The 19,007-nt window shown below is 67.7% G+C and carries 18 protein-coding genes; 7 read left to right on the top strand and 11 right to left on the bottom strand.

What is annotated here, in order from left to right; translation table 11 throughout:
- Positions 1-40 precede the first annotated feature (40 nt).
- Positions 41-244 (bottom strand): hypothetical protein, encoded by a 204-nt coding sequence (locus M2299_RS11590; protein WP_033832339.1) that lies wholly within the window; start codon positions 242-244, stop codon positions 41-43.
- Between the two features lie 111 nt (positions 245-355).
- Here M2299_RS11590 and M2299_RS11585 point away from each other — a divergent pair, with 111 nt between their 5' ends.
- The gene (locus tag M2299_RS11585; RefSeq protein ID WP_025879399.1) at positions 356-1,132 is read left to right on the top strand and encodes an SDR family oxidoreductase; all 777 of its coding nucleotides are present in this window, start codon (positions 356-358) and stop codon (positions 1,130-1,132) included.
- A 46-nt stretch (positions 1,133-1,178) separates the two neighbouring features.
- Here the strand turns inward: M2299_RS11585 and M2299_RS11580 are convergent, their stop codons facing one another.
- From M2299_RS11580 to M2299_RS11540, 9 genes are all read right to left on the bottom strand, one after another.
- Complete coding sequence (locus M2299_RS11580; RefSeq protein ID WP_134833147.1) at positions 1,179-1,895, bottom strand: hypothetical protein; 717 nt, start codon at positions 1,893-1,895, stop codon at positions 1,179-1,181.
- 123 nt (positions 1,896-2,018) lie between these two features.
- On the bottom strand, positions 2,019-2,726 hold the full coding sequence (locus M2299_RS11575) for a DUF4124 domain-containing protein (RefSeq protein ID WP_223486763.1): 708 nt from the start codon (positions 2,724-2,726) through the stop codon (positions 2,019-2,021).
- A 43-nt stretch (positions 2,727-2,769) separates the two neighbouring features.
- Positions 2,770-3,330: a Sua5/YciO/YrdC/YwlC family protein gene (locus M2299_RS11570; protein WP_032952114.1), complete on the bottom strand. Its 561-nt coding sequence runs from the start codon at positions 3,328-3,330 to the stop codon at positions 2,770-2,772.
- 121 nt (positions 3,331-3,451) lie between these two features.
- Positions 3,452-5,935, bottom strand: a complete 2,484-nt coding sequence (locus M2299_RS11565) for a DNA topoisomerase I (protein ID WP_080149742.1) — start codon at positions 5,933-5,935, stop codon at positions 3,452-3,454.
- Positions 5,936-6,157: 222 nt separating this feature from the next.
- Positions 6,158-7,087: an RDD family protein gene (locus M2299_RS11560; protein ID WP_280884376.1), complete on the bottom strand. Its 930-nt coding sequence runs from the start codon at positions 7,085-7,087 to the stop codon at positions 6,158-6,160.
- A gap of 48 nt (positions 7,088-7,135) precedes the next feature.
- Positions 7,136-7,870, bottom strand: coding sequence for a GYF domain-containing protein (locus M2299_RS11555; protein ID WP_280884375.1), 735 nt, complete (start codon positions 7,868-7,870; stop codon positions 7,136-7,138).
- Between the two features lie 39 nt (positions 7,871-7,909).
- Positions 7,910-8,383, bottom strand: coding sequence for a DUF494 family protein (locus M2299_RS11550; protein ID WP_025879062.1), 474 nt, complete (start codon positions 8,381-8,383; stop codon positions 7,910-7,912).
- 43 nt (positions 8,384-8,426) lie between these two features.
- Positions 8,427-9,554 carry a DNA-processing protein DprA gene (dprA, locus tag M2299_RS11545; protein WP_105164722.1) on the bottom strand — a complete coding sequence of 376 codons (1,128 nt, stop codon included), beginning with the start codon at positions 9,552-9,554 and terminating at the stop codon, positions 8,427-8,429.
- A 132-nt stretch (positions 9,555-9,686) separates the two neighbouring features.
- Positions 9,687-10,814, bottom strand: a complete 1,128-nt coding sequence (locus M2299_RS11540) for a LysM peptidoglycan-binding domain-containing protein (protein ID WP_280884374.1) — start codon at positions 10,812-10,814, stop codon at positions 9,687-9,689.
- A 128-nt stretch (positions 10,815-10,942) separates the two neighbouring features.
- Here M2299_RS11540 and def point away from each other — a divergent pair, with 128 nt between their 5' ends.
- The 5 genes from def (at position 10,943) to M2299_RS11515 (ending at position 16,979) form a co-directional block, all read left to right on the top strand.
- Positions 10,943-11,455: a peptide deformylase gene (gene def / locus M2299_RS11535; protein ID WP_025879059.1), complete on the top strand. Its 513-nt coding sequence runs from the start codon at positions 10,943-10,945 to the stop codon at positions 11,453-11,455.
- A 121-nt stretch (positions 11,456-11,576) separates the two neighbouring features.
- The gene (gene fmt, locus M2299_RS11530; protein ID WP_049468220.1) at positions 11,577-12,500 is read left to right on the top strand and encodes a methionyl-tRNA formyltransferase; all 924 of its coding nucleotides are present in this window, start codon (positions 11,577-11,579) and stop codon (positions 12,498-12,500) included.
- Positions 12,501-12,503: 3 nt separating this feature from the next.
- A complete protein-coding gene (gene rsmB / locus M2299_RS11525; protein ID WP_099843840.1) occupies positions 12,504-13,835 on the top strand; it encodes a 16S rRNA (cytosine(967)-C(5))-methyltransferase RsmB in 1,332 nt (443 codons plus the stop codon).
- A 22-nt stretch (positions 13,836-13,857) separates the two neighbouring features.
- Complete coding sequence (locus tag M2299_RS11520) at positions 13,858-15,570, top strand: glycosyltransferase family 39 protein (RefSeq protein ID WP_280884373.1); 1,713 nt, start codon at positions 13,858-13,860, stop codon at positions 15,568-15,570.
- A 122-nt stretch (positions 15,571-15,692) separates the two neighbouring features.
- Positions 15,693-16,979, top strand: coding sequence for an O-antigen ligase (locus M2299_RS11515; protein ID WP_223483485.1), 1,287 nt, complete (start codon positions 15,693-15,695; stop codon positions 16,977-16,979).
- A 25-nt stretch (positions 16,980-17,004) separates the two neighbouring features.
- On the opposite strand, the gene M2299_RS11510 is transcribed toward M2299_RS11515, so the two are convergent.
- Positions 17,005-17,811 (bottom strand): glycosyltransferase family 2 protein, encoded by an 807-nt coding sequence (locus tag M2299_RS11510; RefSeq protein WP_280884372.1) that lies wholly within the window; start codon positions 17,809-17,811, stop codon positions 17,005-17,007.
- On the opposite strand from M2299_RS11510, the gene M2299_RS11505 reads away from it, so the two are divergent.
- Complete coding sequence (locus M2299_RS11505; protein WP_099785535.1) at positions 17,810-18,868, top strand: CDP-glycerol glycerophosphotransferase family protein; 1,059 nt, start codon at positions 17,810-17,812, stop codon at positions 18,866-18,868. The genes M2299_RS11510 and M2299_RS11505 overlap by 2 nt on opposite strands.
- Positions 18,869-19,007: the final 139 nt, after the last annotated feature.

Below are 19,007 nucleotides of genomic sequence, written 5' to 3'. Positions count from 1 at the left end.
CAACGCCCGGCCTTGGCCGGGCGTTGTTGCATGCGGGGTTCTACTGCGCGTCGGCCTCTGCCTTGCGCTCGCGTTCGGCCGCCTCGTCCAGGGTCTTCTGCACGGCCTTTGCGCGGTCCAGCGGCTGATTGAACGCCTTGGCCATCGCCTGCGGTTGCGGTGGTCGTTCGGGATTGGGCGGTGCAGGGCGCTGGCACCCGGCCAGCGCGACGGCCGACAGCAGGACGGGAATCAGGACGCGCATGGCAGCTCTCCACGAGGGACGTGCAGTCAGTGTCGCATCCCGGGCGGCGGACGGTCGTGAGCGCGTATCCTTGCCGCATCGAAACACAGCGGGCGCGGCCCCGGAGGACATATGACCCAGCAACGGTGGCGCCTGGATGGGCAGACGGCCCTGATCACCGGTGCCAGCGCCGGTATCGGCCTGGCGATCGCGCATGAACTGGCCGGTCTCGGCGCCGATCTGATGATCGTCGGCCGCGACCTGGACATGCTGGAGAGTGCCCGCGACGAACTGCTGGATGTGTATCCGCAGCACCAGGTGCATGCCTTGGCCGCCGATGTGTCCGATGACGAAGATCGCCGGCAGATCCTGGACTGGGTCGAGGACCACGCCGACGGCCTGCACATTCTGGTCAACAATGCCGGTGGCAACATCACCAAGCCCGCCACGGAATATTCCGAAGACGAGTGGCGCGGCATTTTCGAGACCAATCTGTTCTCGGCGTTCGAGCTGTCGCGCTATGCGCATCCGTTGCTCGCGCGCCACGCTTCGTCGGCCATCGTCAACGTCGGCAGCGTGTCCGGCCTGACCCATGTGCGCAGCGGCGTGGTCTATGGCATGACCAAGGCGGCGATGCACCAGATGACCCGCAACCTCGCGGTGGAGTGGGCCGAGGACGGCATCCGGGTCAATGCAGTAGCGCCGTGGTACATCCGGACCCGTCGCACGTCCGGCCCGCTGTCCGATACCGACTACTACGAGGAAGTGATCGGACGCACGCCGATGCGGCGCATCGGTGAGCCGGAGGAAGTGGCCTCGGCCGTGGGCTTCCTGTGCCTGCCGGCATCGAGCTATGTCACCGGCGAATGCATCGCGGTGGATGGCGGCTTCCTGCGATACGGGTTCTGACGGGACCACCCGCTGCGAATCGGCATCCACGGCGGGCGTGGATGCTCTACTTCGGTACGGGGCAGTCGCTGGCTTCCAGCACGGCCTGCAGGCGTTCGCGTTCGCCGCGCGCTGCCGGTTGGTTCTCGGGCGCAGCAAAGCGCTCGCGACCGCGTGCATCGCGGAAGCGCTGCTGCCAGCTGCCGCAGCGCTGCGCTTCGGCCACTTCAGTGCAGCGGTCCCGGACCACCTCGCAGCTGGCGGCGTTCACCGGTGTCGCTCCGCCCAGGCCCTGCACGTTCAACAGTTCGCAGCGGCCTGGTGCAGCCTCGTACTCATGCAGGTACGAGCTTCCCTCGCTGCCGAGGCATTGATAGATCGCCGGCAGCGGTGGCTTTGACGGTGTGTTGCCATCCCCCGACGTGGCGTCGCTCGAACGTGGCAGCACCGCGCTGTCGAGTATGGCGTCGCCGCCTTCGTGCTCGACCATGCGTGCTTCCATGATCGTTCGGCCCTCACGTGGCTGCGTCGCGGCAGGCTCGGCGGCGACGTCCACGGACGGCATCGCTGCAGGCGGCGGAGTGGGGCTGTTCTGCACCGGTACGATCGGCGCCGTCGGCGAAGGCGCCGGGACACGCTGGATTTCCTGCCGGGTGCCGGCGGGGCAGGGGGTGCGTTGCAACGTAGGAACATCGCTGCTGCCCATGCAGCGGTAGATCACCATGTCGTCGGCCAACGCGTTGCCGGGCAACAGGGCCATGGCCAGCCAGATCAGTCTTCTCATGCGAGCAGCCTACAGCGGTGGTCCATGCCCCGGTAGTTGCCAACCTTGGTTGGCACCGCTGTTTGCCAGTGCCCACCAAGGTGGGCATCTACCAAAGAGGGGGTACCGTCCCCAGCACAGGGCTCAGCCGCCGCAGTCCTGCGCCAGCCGCGCGTCGATGCCACGCTGCTCCTTGCTGATCGCGGTGCGCTCGCTCTGCAGCGCGCTGTTGTAACGCCGGTCCAGTTCCCAGCGACGATCACGCAGGCGTGCGCACACTTCCTGCGGGGGCAGGGCGTGGCAGGTATCGCGCACCAGGATGTTGCCGGCAGGCACGTTGACACCGACGCCCACTGACGGCGGGCGATACACCGCAGGCCCGCCGCCGATGGGGGGGCCGATGGTGTTGCCGCTGCCGGCCGGACGCGGCCCCGGATGCGGTCCGGGGTACGCACCGCCAGGATGACCATGCGGGTACCAGACCGTGGTCCACAGCGGCACCCAGCGCGGATTCCCTTCGTTGTTGTCGCTGGTGTAACGGTCGCCGTCTTCACTCACGCATTCGTACATCGGCTGTGGCGGCTGGATGTAGACATGGCGCACCTCGCGCTCGCGCATCGCTGGCGTCTGCACCGGTGCGGGCGGCGCGGCCTCGGTGCTGACCACCCGTGGCGGCGGGTCGCGCGGCCGTTGCAGGTCGCGCACTTGCTGGCGGCCGGCCGTGCAGGGCTTGTCCTGCAGCGCGACGGCACCATTGCTGCCGACGCAGCGGTAGACCCGCACGTCGTCGGCGGCAAGGGCCGGCAACGACAGCAGCAGGGCCAGAGACAGGACAGCGCGCAGCAGGGTCATGGGCGCAGCGTGCGCGATCGGCAACGCCGACGCAATGGACCTGTCAGGAGCGCAGTACGTTGCCACTGAGCGCGTCGCGGATCGGCGTGGGTTGGGCCAGGCCGCCGGTCTGCCCATCGAGGATGCCGTCGAGCAGGCGCAGCAGGCGTGGGTCCAGTTCTTCGCGGCTGCGCGCGGGGGGCTCGCCGGCAAGGTTGGCACTGGTTGATACCAGGGGGCCACCCCAGGCCTGGCACAGCGCTGCGACCAGCGGGTGGGCGCTGATGCGTACCGCGATGCCGCTGTGTTCGCCGGTGATCCAGCCGGGCGCGCGGGTACCGGCGGGCAGGATCCAGGTGTTGGCGCCGGGCCAGCTGGCGAGCACTGCGCGCTGGCGCGCATCGGGCAGCGCCTGCAGGCGCACCCAGCCCTGCAGCTGCGACAGGTCAGCGGCCACCAGGATCATGCCTTTCTCGATCGGGCGCTGCTTCAGTCGCAGCAGCGTGTGCACCGCTGCCTCGTGCGCAGGATCGCAACCCAGGCCCCAGACCGCTTCGGTCGGGTAGGCAATCACCCCGCCACTGCGGAGCGTGGCGACTGCGGTGTCCAGTGTGAGTTCTTTCATGGCGGCGACCGGGCCCGGCGTGGGCCTTCATTATCCCCCCGCTGCGTGCAGAGCGGGTGGAGCGGTGGGGGCGGACCGTGGGTCCGCTCACCTTGGCAGATCATCCACGCATGGCGTGGATCTACTTGGCCGCCTTCTTGACGGCCTTCTTTGCCGGTGCCTTCTTGGCCACGGCCTTCTTCGCAGCCGCCTTCTTGGCCGGCGCCTTCTTGGCAGCAGCCTTCTTCGGCGCGGCTTCCTTCTTCACTGCCGCCTTCTTTGCCGGTGCCTTCTTGGCGGCGGCCTTCTTGGCGCCGAAGCCCTTGCGCACCGGCTTGCCGGTTTCTTCCATCAACTGCTGCACCTCGGCCAGGGTCAGCGATGCCGGTTCACGATCCTTGGGGATCTTGCCGTTCATCTTGCCGTCGCTGATGTACGGGCCGAAACGACCGTTCAGCACCTGGATGTCGCTGCCCTCGAACTCCTTGATGATCCGGTTGCGCGCGATTTCTTCCTTCTCTTCGATCAGGAACACGGCGCGGGCCAGGTCGATGGTGTACGGGTCGTCTTCCTTCTTCAGCGAAGCGTAGGTGCTGCCGCGCTTGGCGAACGGGCCGAAGCGGCCGATGCCGACGCTGACGTCCTCGCCCTTGTCCTCACCCAGCGCGCGCGGCATCAGGAACAGTTCCAGCGCGTCTTCCAGGGAAATGGTGTGCATCGACTGGCCCGGCCGCAGCGAGGCGAACTTGGGCTTGTCCTCGGCATCCTCGGCGGTGCTGCCGATGGCCGCGTACGGCCCGAACCGGCCCAGGCGCACGCTGACCGGCTTGCCGGTCTTCGGGTCGGTACCCAGCTCGCGCGCACCACTGGCCTCGGCACGGTCGACCGATTCCTTCTTGTCTTCGACCAGTTCCTTGAACGGTCCCCAGAAGCGCGACATCAGCGGAATCCACTCTTCCTCGCCACGCGAGACGGCATCGAGCTCGTCCTCCAGCTTGGCGGTGAAGTCGTAGTCGACGTACTGGGTGAAGTGGCTGGACAGGAACTTGGACACCGCACGGCCGACATCGGACGGGCGGAAGCTGCGGCCTTCCATTTCCACGTACTTGCGGAACAGCAGGGTCTGGATGATCGAGGCGTAGGTCGAAGGACGACCGATGCCGTACTCTTCCAGCGCCTTCACCAGCGCCGCTTCAGTGAAGCGCGGCGGCGGCTGGGTGAAGTGCTGGTCGGCCACGATGCGCTCCAGCGGCACGCGGTCGCCCGGCTTCATCGCCGGCAGCTTGCGGCCTTCATCGTCATCCTCGGCGCTCTTGCTGTCCTTGCCTTCCTCGTACACGGCCAGGAAGCCGGGCACCACCACCGTGGTGCCGCTGGCGCGGAACACATGTTCGCTGCCGGCCGACAGGTCCACGCTGACGGTGTTGAGCGTTGCCGGGATCATCTGGCAGGCCACTGCACGCTTCCAGATCAGCTCGTACAGCTTGCGCTCGTCGTCGGTCAGGAACCGCGCGACCTGGGCCGGGGTGCGCAGTGCCGAGGTCGGGCGCACCGCTTCGTGCGCTTCCTGGGCGTTCTTGGACTTGGTCTGGTAGGTGTTGGGCTGGTCGGGCAGCGAGGCGATGCCGTAATCACGGGCAATCACGTCGCGGATTTCGGCCAGCGCGTCCTGCGACAGGTTCACCGAGTCGGTACGCATGTACGAGATCAGGCCGACCGTGCCTTCGTCGCCGCCGATGTCCACGCCTTCGTACAGCTTCTGCGCGACCTGCATGGTCTTGCGCGTGGTGAAACCGAGCTTGCGCGAAGCTTCCTGCTGCAGCGTGGAAGTGGTGAACGGCGGCGCGGGGCGGCGCTTGCGCTCCTTGCTGGCCACGTCGGTGACATGCAGGGCGCCCTGCGCGGCCTGCTGGATGCGCAGGCGGGCGGCCTCGGCGGTGTCGCCGTCGGTGACGGTGAACTGCTCGAACTTCTGCCCGTCCAGCTTGACCAGCTTGGCGTTGAAGTGCTGCGAGGGATGCGCGCACTCGGCGGCGATCGACCAGTACTCGCGGGCGATGAAGGCTTCGATCTCTTCCTCGCGCTCGACGATCATGCGCAGCGCCGGGCTCTGCACGCGGCCTGCCGACAGGCCGCGCTGGACCTTGCGCCACAGCACCGGCGACAGGTTGAAACCGACCAGGTAGTCCAGCGCGCGGCGCGCCTGCTGGGCATCGACCAGGTCGCTGGCGATCTCGCGCGGCTGGCTGATCGCTTCCTTGATCGCGCGCGGGGTGATCTCGGTGAACACCACGCGCTGCATCGGCTTGTCCTTGACCAGCCCGCGCTCCTTCAGGATCTCGGCGATATGCCAGCTGATCGCTTCACCCTCGCGATCCGGGTCGGTCGCCAGCAGGATGTCGTCGGCGCCCTTTGCGGCCTTGGCGATCGCATCGACATGCTTTTCGTTCTTCTCGATCACGTCGTAATGCATGGCGAACCCGTTGTCCGGGTCAACCGCGCCTTCCTTCGGGATCAGGTCACGCACGTGCCCATACGAGGCCAGGACCGTGTAGTCCTTGCCGAGGTATTTGTTGATCGTCTTGGCTTTGGCCGGCGATTCAACGATGAGCAGGTGCTTGGGCATGGCAGCAGGGTCTGTGGGTAAGCCGCGGGGAAGGGCCGCTAGGGTGGAGCAAACGGCCGCATTAGTGAAGCGGCCACGGGCAAATCAATAAACTGAACGCCCGGGACTGTGCCGGGCGTTCAGGTTTCACCTTATTAGAGGAATCACGCCCGGCCTGCCATTGTCAAGCAGGGGGGCGTGAGGATGGCCGTCCGCGACGGCGCATTGGCCCTCGATCCGCGATCACGACGCCATGTTGGCGATGACGCCGACGGCGAAGATGATCGCGGCGAAACCGGCCAGCATCAGCAGGCCGCCCAGCACCAGGATCACGATGGTCACCGTGCCCATCTCGCGGCGCTGCAGCTGCGGCTGGTCGGTATAGGCCCAGCGGTCGACCACCACGGTGTCGCAGATCAGGTCATGCAGGCCCTGCTTGCGCTCGGTGAAGGCGGCCATCAGGTAGCCGATGCACAGTGTCAGGCCACTGAGGATGGTGGCGAAATAGCGGCCGATGCTGCGGCCCAGGGTCAGGCGATCGCCATTGCCGCGCACGACCTTGATGCCGATGGCCATCTTGCCGAGGGTGGCACCGCCGCGGGAGGCATGGAACCAGCCGTAGTAGGCGGCGGCGATGAACAGGCCGGCCAGGCCACTGATCAGCTGGGTGACCACTTCAACCGCTGTTTCGCCGCTGCCGGCAGCGCCCATGCCCGCGCCGAGCACGAAGCCTAGTACGCCACCAACCACGCCGCTGGGAATCAGCAGGACGAAGTAGTCGATCAGGTAGGCGGCAAAGCGCTTCCAGAAGCCGGCATAGACCACCTCGCCGCCCTGCACCGGCTGCGAATAGTCATTGCCGCCTGCACCGGGCGCGGTGTACGGCGAGCTGCTGAGGGCGCCGGTGCCCGGCAGGGGCGCGGTGCCGTTGTCGATCGCGGCGTAGTCGTTGCGCAGGTCGAAGCCACCGGTGGCGGGGGACGTGCTGGCATCGGCCAGGGTCTGCAGGCCCAGCTCTTCCACCATCTGCCGCAGCGGCGCCCACTGCCCCATGCCTTCGCGCCAGACCAGGGTGTCCAGGTTCAACTGGCCACGCTGGAAGCGCTGGCGGATCTCGGTGACCTCCAGCGGTCCCTGGCGTTGCTGTCCTTCGGCGTAGTACCACTCAGTCATTGCATGTCCCCTGTTGGGTCGTCCTTGGTGGGTTGCCCGATGCGCGGCTCAGCCGCGGCATTGCGTGGGCAGATACTTGTCGTCGCTTTCGCCGCTGCATTCCCAGCGCCCGCTGTCGCGGTCGTATTCGAGCCAGAGCAGGTCGCCATCCTGGCTCTTGCCGGGAACCGCCAGCGTCGCTTCGATGCCGCAGTGGCCATTGTTGAAGCGGCCGATATGCACGGCCGACAGGCCCTGGCCTGCGAATTCGTCCGCCGCCGGGAAGCCGGCGTCGTTGGCGCCCGGGCAGCGGCCCTGGTCATCGGCGAAGTGCTGGACCTTGTCCTTCAGCGGCTGCAGCACGGTGACCGCGCCGGCGACCTTGGCCTTGATGGTGTAGTCGTTGTAGGCCGGCAGGGCGATCGCGGCCAGGATGGCCAGGATCGGCACCACCACCAGCAGTGCGACGCCGCCGATGATGGCGGTCAACGCGCAGCCGGACAGGCCCTTCTTCGCGACCGGCGCAGCGTCCATCGCCGTGGCCGCGTACGGAGAGGCGGGGGGAAGGGTTGGCGGCAGAGGGGCGGCAGGCGGCGGCGGTGGCGCCGTGGCGGCTGCATCAACGGCGGGCACGATCAGGCCCAGTTCGTCGACCACGTTGCGCAACGGCTGCCATTGCGGCAAGCCGTCGCGCCATACCAGGGTGTCCAGGGTGATCTGGTTGCTGCGGAACAGCTCGATCAACTGTTCCGAGGGCAACGGGCCTTGCTGGCGGTTGCCTTCGGCATGGAACCACTCACTCACGGGGACGCTCCTGAATGCGCACGGTCCCCAAGTGTACGGTCAGTGCAGGGGTTCTGGCTCGTCCACGAACATCTGCGTTTCCATCCAGGCGTAGGCCGCCTCGGCGCCGGGCTGGTTGAACAGCACCATCAGCACCACCCATTTCAGGTCGTCCAGGTCCAGCTCGTCCTGGTCCAGGGCCATCGCCCGGTCCAGCACCAGCTCGCGCTGGCCGGCATCGAGGATGCCGTGCTGTTCCAGGTACAGCAGGAAACCACGGCACTCCACGTCAAGCTTGTCCAGCTCCGGGCCGTGATAGATGCGCACCGGGCCATCGACCCGGGCCTGGGCCGCGCTCGGGCGCTGCGCTGCCAGGGCATCGAGCCATTCGAATGCCTTGTTGATCTCAGTGGGGCTGAAACCGGCCTGGATCAGGCCATTCTGCAGGGAGTCGCGGTCACGGATCAGGTCCGCATCTTCGCTGAAATAGTGTTCAAACAGGTACAACAGTACATCCAGGATGCTCTCTTTCATTGCCCCTCGGCCTGCGTCGCGCGACGCTGTGGAGGTGAAGAAACTAGGGACGTCGACAGTAGCGGCCGTGTACGCACACCACGATCCCCGCAAGTTCCATGGCCAGCAGCATGGAGGACACCTCCGACGCCGTCAATCCACACTGCGTGATCAGTGAATCCATACTGATTGGGTCGTGCTCCAGCACCCGCCACAAGCGCTGGTAGTCAGCGTCGTTCGCCCAGCATGCCGGCAGGTCCGCCGGCGCTGCCTGTTCAGTGGGGGTGGCAAGCCGGGTTTGCAAGTCCGGAAGCTGGTGACGCAGTGCCGGGGCCAGCAGTTCCAGCACTTCTTCGGGCCGTTCGACCAGGGCAACCCCTTCACGGATGAGCCGGTGGCAGCCGGCGGCGCGCGGATTGAGCACCGACCCGGGTATCGCGCAGACCTCGCGGCCGGCTTCGGCTGCCAGCCGGGCGGTGATCAGGGCGCCCGAGCGTTGTGCGGCCTCGACCACCACCGTGGCCAGGGCCAACCCGGCCACCAGCCGGTTGCGCGCGGGGAAGTGACCCGGCCGTGCGGGCGTACCTGGCAGGTACTCGCTGAGCACCGCGCCGTCGGTGGCGATTCTTGCCTGCAGGCGGGCATGGCTGGTGGGATAGGCGCGGTCCGGGCCAGTGCCTATCACCGCGAGGGTGCAGCCGCCCGCGTCCAGTGCCGCCTGGTGGGCGGCTGCATCGATGCCTGCCGCCAATCCACTGGTCACCGCCAGCCCGGCCTCGACGAAGCAGGTGGCAAACCGGGCGGCCAGGGCACGGCCGGCGGGGGTGGGTGAACGGCTGCCGACCAGGGCCACCGCAGGACGCCAGGCGATGGCTGGATCGCCGGCAACGAACAGCGCCAGGGGCGGGTTGGGTGCATCGAGCAGGAGGGGCGGGAAAGCCGCATCGTTGCAGGCCAGCAGATGATGATCAGGCTGCTGCAGCCAGCGCTGCGCAAGCGCGAGGGCGCGGGTGTCGGGACGCTCCAGCGCAGCGCATTGTTCCGCCGTGCAGCCGTGGGCCCGCCAGCCGGCAACACCGAGCGCCAACGCTGCATCCGCATTGCCGGTGGTCTGCAGCAGCGCGCGCCTGGGTGCCAGGGAACCAGCCGCGATCAACAGGCGCAGCAGCGCCTCATGTCCATGCTCAGTCATCCCCCGACTATCGGCCTCACGCAACAAAGGCGCCCTAGGGCGCCTTCGCGTATTGCTGTCAGGGTATCCCGGAGGTTGCCGGCCGATGCGGCCGGCACTCCCTGCCGAGGCCGGTCGGGGCCCGGCGCCGGATCATTTCGTGTCCGGATGCAGCGCGCTGTAGCCCACACGCACCGGCTTCACACCCTGCATCACCAACGCGTAGCTGACGTTGTCGAAGGTGCGGAAGACCATGGCATGCGCGGCGTACTCATCGGGCAGGCTGACCCGGCCGGCGCCCGTGCTGACGGAGTCGTCCATGCGCGAGGACCCCGGGAACTTCATCCGGTGCGCCACGTGGCTGCCCTGGCGCCACAGCGAGAACACGGTGCCGTTGTCCACGCCCTGGGCGCGGCCAGCCGAAATCGCGATCACATCGCGCGGACCGCCGGTGCTGAACATGTCGGTGACTGCGAGCACGCGTACATCCACGCCTTCCACGCCGGCGGCGGGGACATGCGGGAAGAACTGCAGGTCGTACGGCGTGGCCTCGACCGGCACCAGACGGTCGCCGGCACGCACTTCACGGCCGCCACTGGCGTTGTCCAGGACCAGGGTTGACGCTTCGGTCTTGCCGCCAGCCACCTTGGTGATGGTGCCGGTGCCGACCTGTGCCAGCTCATAACCCAGTACGCCACGGCGGTGGTTGGGCGCGCTGAAGGCCTTCCAGAGATTGCCGCTGCCCGGGGTGACGTCGCCGTTGGCGGTCAGGTCCTCGGTGGGCTTGGGCTGGGCGTAGCGCACGGTCGGGCGGACCACGGCCCAGCGCTGCCCGACCTGGGCGTCGGCCAGGCGCACATAGGCGGTCTGCCCACCGGTGGCGCGCAGGCGGTTGTCTTCCAGGCCGACCACATAGGGCAGCTGTTCGATGCTGTCGACCACGCTGAGCTGCTTCAGGAACGGCTCGACCTGGGCCAGCGGCACGCCGGTTACCGGGGCTTCCTGGCGCGGGCCGGGCTGGGCCGTCACGCGGTCCAGGTAGGCCAGGCTGAGGACGTCACCGGGATAGATCAGGTGTGGATTGGCGACCTGCGGATTGGCCTGCCATATCTCCGGCCACAGCCATGGTTTCTGCAGGAATCGTCCTGCGATGTCCCACAGGGTGTCCCCTTTGCGGACCACATAGGTGTCCGGGTGCCCGCCATTCACTTCCACGGCGGTAGCATAGGCAGCCACGGTCAGCATCGCCGCGGCGACGACCGTACGAAAACGAAGCAACATAGGTGTGAAGCCCTGATTCCCCAACAGGTTCGCGCACTATAGTCCAGAAACCGGGGCGCAAGGCAAGCGTTGGAGCTAGAATCTGCGACGTATGCCGGCGTACCCCGGCCCCAACCCCGGAAACTGCCATGGCTTTACTCCCCATCCTTGAGTTCCCCGATCCGCGCCTGCGTACCAAGGCTGCGTTGATCGATGCCGCCGAAGTGACCACGCCGGCGTTCCAGGAGCTGCTCGACAACATGTTCGAGACCATGTACGACGCCCCGGGCATCGGCCTGGCTGCCAGCCAGGTGGACGTGCACCAGCGCTTCATGGTCATCGACGTGAGCGAAGAAAAGAACGAGCCGCGCGTCTTCATCAACCCGGAAATCGTCGCCAAGGACGGGGGCCAGGTGTACCAGGAAGGCTGCCTGTCGGTGCCCGGCATCTTCGCCGACGTGACCCGTGCCGACACCATCACCGTCAAGTTCCTGGATCGCCAGGGGCAGCCGCAGGAGTTGACCACCGACGGCCTGCTGGCGGTCTGCGTGCAGCACGAGATGGACCATCTGGACGGCAAGCTGTTCATCGATTACCTGTCGCCGCTGAAGCGCGAGATGGTCCGCAAGAAGCTGGCCAAGCAGCGCAAGCACGTGGCGTGATCGCTGCTCCGGGCCGCCCTTCGGGGTGGCCCGCGCCTGCGCGTGACGCGCGGGCTGCATGGCGCCGGCCGACGGCGCCGTTTTTTTTCCTGCACGATTTCATCCTGCAAGTGGGGTTGCCATGAGGATTGTCTTTGCCGGTACGCCGGAATTCGCGGTGTCGTCGCTGCGCGCGGCCGCGCGTCATCACGAGGTGGTGGCTGTCTATACCCAGCCCGATCGCCCTGCCGGTCGCGGCCGTGGTCTGGCGCCTTCGCCGGTCAAGCTGGAAGCGGTCGCCCGTGGCATCCCCGTGTACCAGCCGGAAACGCTGAAGGACGAAGCGGCCCAGCAGCAGCTGCGTGACCTGCAGCCGGACCTGATGGTGGTGGTGGCCTATGGCCTGATCCTGCCCAAGGCGGTGCTGACCATTCCGACCCACGGTTGCTGGAACGTGCATGGTTCGCTGCTGCCGCGCTGGCGTGGCGCCGCACCGATCCAGCGCGCCATCCAGGCCGGTGACAGCAAGACCGGCATCTGCCTGATGCAGATGGAAGCCGGCCTGGATACGGGCCCGGTGCTGCTGCACCAGGAGCTGCCGATCGCCGCTACCGATACCGGTGGTCAGCTGCACGACAAGCTGGCCGAGCTTGGCGCACAGGTGCTGTCCGATGGGCTGGGCCTGCTGCGCGCCGGCATCAAGCCGATCGCACGGCCGCAGCCGGAGCAGGGCGTGACATACGCGCACAAGCTGGACAAGGCCGAGGCAAAACTTGACTGGGCGCAGGACGCAGAAGCGCTGGCGCGCACGGTGCGTGCATTCAATCCGTGGCCGATTGCCGAGGCACTGCTGGCCGGTGAGCGCGTGCGCATCCATGGCGCGGTGGCGCTGGATGTGGCGCATGGCCAGGCGCCGGGTACGGTGCTGGCCGCTGGCCGCGAGGGCATCGACATCGCCTGCGGGCAGGGCGCGCTGCGTCTGCGTGTACTGCAGCGGGAGGGCGGCAAGGCGATTACCGCCGCCGACTACCTCAATGCGCGCCGTGATCTGCGCGTGGGGGTTTGACGGGTGAGCAAGGCAAACGATTTTTCCATCGCCAAGGCGGCGCCGGGCGCGGCCACCCGCATGCTGGCTGCGCGCGTGCTTGCGCAGGTGTTCACCCGCGGTCGTTCGCTCAAGGCGGAACTGGCCTGGGCGCTGCCGAAGCTGGCCGACACCCGCGACCGCGCGCTGCTTGAAGCGTTGTGCTTTGCGGTGCTGCGTCGTCGCAGCACCTATGACGCCGCCCTGCAGGGATGGATGCAGAAGCCGCTGTCCGCGCGCGACGCCGACCTGCGCACGCTGCTGATGGTGGGCTTCGCCCAGTTGGATGTGCTGGCCCTGCCGGCCCATGCGGCGCTGTCGGCCACGGTCGACGCTGCGCGCGCACTCGGCCGTGAACGCCAGGCTGGCCTGGTCAATGCGATCCTGCGCCGCGCCCAGCGCGAGGGTTTCCCCGAACAACCTGCACGCGACGCATTTCCGGCCTGGCTGGCCGAGGCCGTCGAGCGCGACTGGCCGGCACAGGCCGAGGCGATCTTCGCCGCCAGCCTGCAGCCGGCGCCGCTGTGGCTGCGTGCCAACCGCCAGCAGGGCGGGCGCGACAAGATGATGGCGGCCCTGGCCGAGGCGGGCATTGCCGCCGAAGCCAGCGCGCTGAGCGCCGATGCGCTGCGACTGGCCGTGCCGGTTCCGGTGAACCAGCTGCCCGGCTTCGGCGAAGGCCTGCTGTCGGTGCAGGATCTGTCGGCGCAGTGTGCAGCCGACGCGCTGGCGCCGCCGGCCGGCAGCCGCGTGCTTGACGCCTGTGCCGCCCCGGGCGGCAAGTCGGCGCACCTGCTCGAGCGAGACCCCAGCCTGCGATTGCTGGCGCTGGATATCGATGCCCGTCGTCTGGCGCGCGCCAGGGATACGTTCGCCCGCACCGGTGTGGGCGAAGGCGCCCAGGTCCTGGTGGCCGATGCCAGCGATCCGGGGGCATGGTGGGACGGCGTTCCGTTCGACGCGATCCTGCTGGACGCACCGTGCTCGGCCACCGGCGTCATCCGCCGGCAACCGGACGTGATGTTCCATCGCCGTGCGGAAGACATCGATGCGCTGGTCGGCATCCAGGCCCGCCTGCTGGAAGCCTGCTGGTCGATGCTGCGCCCCGGTGGTGTGTTGCTGTATGCCACCTGCTCGATCCTGCGCGCGGAAAACGTCGATCAGGTAAAGGGCTTCCTGAAATGGCACGCGGATGCGGAAGCGGTCGCGCTGGATGACGCATTTGGTCTGGATTGTGACGGTATTGCTCGCCAGCGCCTGCCCGGTGAAAACGATGCTGACGGATTTTTCTACGCGCGTCTGCTAAAAAAGGGCTGACCCAACCGCTGTCCGAGCCCCCATGCTGAAAACCCGTGCGTCACGCCAGACATGGCTGTTCGTTGTGATGGCCCTGTTGGTGTTGGGTGCCGGGCTGGGACTACGCGATCCCTGGCCCTCGGACGAACCGCGCTTCGCCCTGGTCGCCAAGCAGATGGTGGACAGCGGCGACTGGCTGTTCCCGCACCGTGGGCTGGAGCTGTACTCGGACAAGCCGCCGATGCTGATGTGGTGGCAGGCCACGCTGTACAGCGTGATCGGCAACTGGCGCGTAGCGTTCCTGCTGCCTTCGCTGATCGCTGCACTGGGCACGCTGTGGTGCGTGGTCGACCTCGGGCGGCGCCTGTGGACACGCCAGGTCGGCCTGTACGCTGGCTGGGCGCTGCTGTTCGCCCTGCAGTTCACCTTCCAGGCGAAGAAGGCGCAGATCGACCCGCTGGTGGTGTTGTTCATCACCCTGGCCAACTATGGCCTGCTTCGCCACCTGTTGCTGGGGCCTGCCTGGCGCTGGTGGTGGCTGGGCTGGTTCTTTGCCGGCATCGGGGTGATCACCAAGGGCGTGGGCGTGATCGCGCTGCTGATGATCGTGCCAGCGGTGATCGGTTCGGCCCTGCACTGGCCACGGGTGCGACTGCATGCGCGCGACCTGCGCTTCTGGCTGGCGCCGCTGGCATTCGTGCTGGCCGTCGCGCTGTGGCTGGTGCCCATGGTGATGACCGCGCTGGCCACCCGTTCCGGCGAATACCTGGCCTACATGGACGACATCCTGTTCCGGCAGACCGCCAAGCGCTATGCGCAATCGTGGGACCACCACCAGCCATGGTGGTACTTCCTGGGCACCATGCCGTCGATGTGGATTCCGGCCTTCCTGGCGGTGCCGTGGGCGATCCCCGCCTGGCGGCGCCGGCTGCAGCGCCGGGATGCGCGCTATCTGTTGCTGCTGGGCTGGTGGGCGCTGATCGTGCTGTTCTTCTCGATCCCCAATGGCAAGCGCGACGTCTACATCCTGCCGGCGCTGCCGATGTTCTGCCTGGCACTGGCGCCGTTGCTGCCGGGGCTGCTGCGCCGGCGCGATGTGCAATGGCTGCTGGGCGCGTTCACCCTGCTGCTGTCGCTGGGGACGTTGGCCGCGGGGTTGTCTGCCCTGCTGGGCAAGCCCGGCTTCGAAGTGCGGCTGATGCAGACGCGGGGCATCGGCAATGGCGAAATGAACGCCCTGGCTTGGGCGGCGATGGCGATGGGCGGCTGGGGTATGGCCAGCCTGCTGCTGTTCGGGCGCGCCCGCCGCGAGCTGGCCCTGGTCTCGACCCTGACTACCGTCTGGGTGCTGTACAGCCTGATCGGCTATCCGCTGCTGAATGATTCAAGTTCCGCCCGCGGCCTGATGCGGCACACCGGCCAGCGTATCGGCGCCGATGCGGAGCTGGGACTGGTGGCCTGGAAAGAGCAGAATCTGCTGATGGCCGACCGCCCGGCAGCCACCTTCGGTTTCAACGAGCCTTGGGATGCGCAGCTGGCTGCGGCCGTGGAATGGCAGCAGTTGGCGCCCCGGCGCCGCTGGTTGCTGGTCCACGAAGAGGCGCTGTTGCCCTGCATCGACCGCAACCACGCCGAGTTGGCCGGGATCGCCAACCGCCGCCGCTGGTGGCTGGTACCGGCTGCTGCCGTGCAGGGCCGCTGCGTGGCCAGCGCGGAGGAACGCGAACGTGAACGACGGCTGCAACGTGAGGAATAACCATCCTGGCCCGTGCTTGTCCAGACTGCCCAAGCGACAGCAAAGGCAGTAAAACGTCAGCGTGGGATTGGCCGTGCCGGTGATCCCGTTCATTCCGCCGGATTGCAGCGAACTTTTTCGACGTGGCAGCTTCACAGCACAACCTGGAATCCACGATCGGCGATCCGCTGGGCGTCCCCGCAGGCAGGCGCCCGCGCGCGGCGCACTGGCTGGCGCAGATCGGCCTGTTCTGCATGCCGGCACTGGTGCTGACGATCCCGATCAACCTGTTGCCCTACGCGCTGCTGCTGCTGGTCAGCACGGCGATGGTGCCCGGCCTGCTGTGGCAGGCCCGGCGTATGGACAAGCAGCCGATCAAGGTCCTCAGCTGGCTGATGCTGGCGGTGCTGGTGATGGCCATCGTGTCGGTCGCGCTGTTCGAACAGGGCTTGCGCGATGTCGACAATCGATCCCGCTTCCTGGTCATCCCGTGGATCGCACTGTGGGTGTGTGCGCTGCGCCCGGACATGCGCTGGCTGTGGCGCGGTGCGTTGGCCGGACTGGTGGGCACCTTCGTGCTTTCGGCGCTGCAGGTGTTCCAGGGTGCGGCACGCGCCGAACTGTTCACCAACGCGATCGTGCTCGCCGACATCGTGATGATGCTGATGGTGCTGCTGGTGTTCTGCCGGCCGTCGCGGCGCTGGTCGTTGGTGATCGTCGGAATGGCCGCCGGCTGCGGAACCATCATCCTGACCGGAAGCCGGGGCGTGTTCGCGGCCCTGCTGGCGCTGCTGGTGGTGCTGGCACTGAGCCTGCGCTGGCGCACCGGCGCGGCGCGTCTTTCAGTGCTTGCCGGCATGCTGGCCATCGGCGCGACCCTGCTGCTGTCGGTGCCCGAGCTGCGCCACCAGGTGCGGTTGTCCGAACTGCACAGCGATGTGCAGCGCATGGAGCAGGGTGACAGCGACTCTTCGGCCGGGGCGCGCGTCGAGCGCCTGCAGGTGGCGTGGGAGACCTTCCTCGACCATCCACTGACCGGGGTGGGCATCGGCCACTTCGACAGGGCCATGAAGCGTGTGCCGGCCTGCCGCGAGAATCCGCAGGAAATCCGCTGCCACCTGCGCCATGCGCACAACGATCTGGCCGAATGGTCGGCCACCCAGGGCCTGCCGGGCATGTTGCTGCTGCTGGCGGTATACGGGGTGCCACTGTGGGTGTTCCTGCGCCTGCACCGGCGCAGTGGACACGCTACCTTCCGTGGCCCTGCCGCCGCCGGCGTGATGGTGGTGGTGTCCTACATCCTGTGCGGCCTGACCCAGTCGATGTTCGCGCACCAGATGACCGCAAGCTTCTACGTCACCATCGTCGGCCTGCTGACCGGCCTGTCGATCGTGGAAGGTGCCCGGCACCGGGCAAAGAACGCCCGGTAGCGTCCAGCCACGCTCGGCTCCGCACTCACGGGTTGGGCGGATCGGACACGGCCTGACCGTTGCCCAGCATCCACAGCATGATGGTCTTCTGGCGCACGTAGTTGGCGCGCACGTAGGCGTATACCAGGCCATGCCAGCCGTCGCGGAAGCCGCCACGGAACAGGAAGCCGCGCCAGAACCGCCAGGCCGGGGCCAGCACCAGCTTGCCGAGGGTGGCCCGCTTGCCACGCGCGAACTCGTGTTCGGCCATCATCCGCGCGTACTTCTCGGTCTTGGCCAGCTGCTGCTGCAGCGAGCGGTAGGGGAAGTGGATGAGGTCCCCGCGCAGGGTGCCGACCGTGCCATCGACACTGGCCGCCTCATGGATCTCGCGCTTGCCGCGCCAGCCGCCGTGGCGGCGGTCGAACAGGCGCAGCACCCGGTCCGGATAGGCATTGCCGTGGCGCAGGAACCTGCCGAAGTACTCCGACAGGCGGGCGAAGCGGTAACCCGTATGACCTGCAAAGCCGCCGTCGCGGGCCTGCTCGATGGCCGTGCGCAGTTCCGGGCTGATGCGCTCGTCGGCGTCCAGGCACAGCACCCAGTGGTGGGTGGCCTGCTCGACGCAGAACGCCTTCTGGCTGCGGAAGCCATCGAACGGACGCTGCAGCACGCGGGCGCCGGCCGCCTCGGCGATGGCCACCGTGGCGTCGGTGGACTGCGAGTCCACCACCACGATCTCATCGCAGAAGGCCAGCGAGGCCAGGCAGTCGCCGATGCGCCCGGCCTCGTTGAACGCGATAATGCAGGCCGAGATGCGAGGCCGTTCGATGGGAGCGGTCGTGGAGGACATGATGGCCGGGTACCTGTTGTTTGCGACGGAGCGCTATGCGCTGCCTATTCTCGCCCCGTTGGTGCAGGCCTTGCACGCTTCCGGCCAGGAAGTGGCGGCCTGGTTCGAAGATGGCGCGGCTGGCAGCCAGCTTCCCGGCGTGCCCAACATCGGCCTGAAGCAGGCCCTGGCGATGCGGCCGCGGGCGGTGTTCAGCGCGGCCAACTGGGTGCCGACCTTCCTGTCGGGGGCCAAGGTGCAGCTGTTCCATGGCTTCAACGTGGAAAAGCGCGACAGTGCGCGTGGCCACTTCCGGGTGCGCGGCATGTTCGACCTGTACTGCACGCAGGGCCCTGCCACCACCGCGCCGTTCCGCGAGATCGCGGCAGTGCAGGGCCATTTCGCCGTGGCGGAAACCGGCTGGCCGAAGCTGGACCCGCTGTTCCGCGACGACGGTGGCGACAGTGCCGCGCTGCGCAGTGCAGCCGGCGGCCGCCCGGTGATCCTGTTCGGTTCAACCTTCACCGAGCGCTTGAGCGCCGCCCCGCACCTGCATGCGCAGATCGCGGCCGACATCGCCGCCGGGCAGCACTACTGGCTGCTGACCCTGCACCCGAAGTGCCCGCCGGAACTGTTCGAACGCTACCGCGCGCTGGCCGGCGCCAATGCGCGTTTCATCGAACCGGAGCAGGTGATGGCAGCCCAGCGCGCCGCCGACGTGCTGGTGTCGGACACCTCATCGATCGTTTCGGAGTTCATCGTCCAGCACAAGCCGGTGGTGACCTTCCGCAACCGCGTGCCGAAGCCGCACATGATCGATTTCGATGATCCGCAGCAGCTGCCGGCCATGCTGGCGCGCGCGCTGCATCCCGACGCGGCGTTGCAGGCGGAGATCGTGCGTTACGCCGATGCCATCCACCCCTATCGCGATGGCCTGTCCAGCGAGCGGGTGATCGCCGCCACCGAGGATTTCCTGTCCGGCGAGATGGGCGTGCTGCGTCGCAAGCCGTTTGGCAGCTGGGTGCGCGACCTGCAGATCCGCAAGGACCTGGGCTACTGGGGTCCGTCGCAGCGGTGATGTGGGTAGTGCCGGCCGCTGGCCGGCAACCACCGGAATGCCTGCGGATGTGGGTAGTGGCGGGGGGCGGGGGGGGCCCCCCCCCCCACACCCCGGTGGGGGGCCCCCGCCGCCGCCCCCCCCACAAAACAACCCCCCC

This window comes from Stenotrophomonas sp. 1278, assembly GCF_029892765.1.
Lineage (GTDB): Bacteria > Pseudomonadota > Gammaproteobacteria > Xanthomonadales > Xanthomonadaceae > Stenotrophomonas > Stenotrophomonas indicatrix.
The sequence above is the reverse complement of the archived record's forward strand: the minus strand, read 5'-3'. Positions and strand labels throughout refer to the sequence as shown.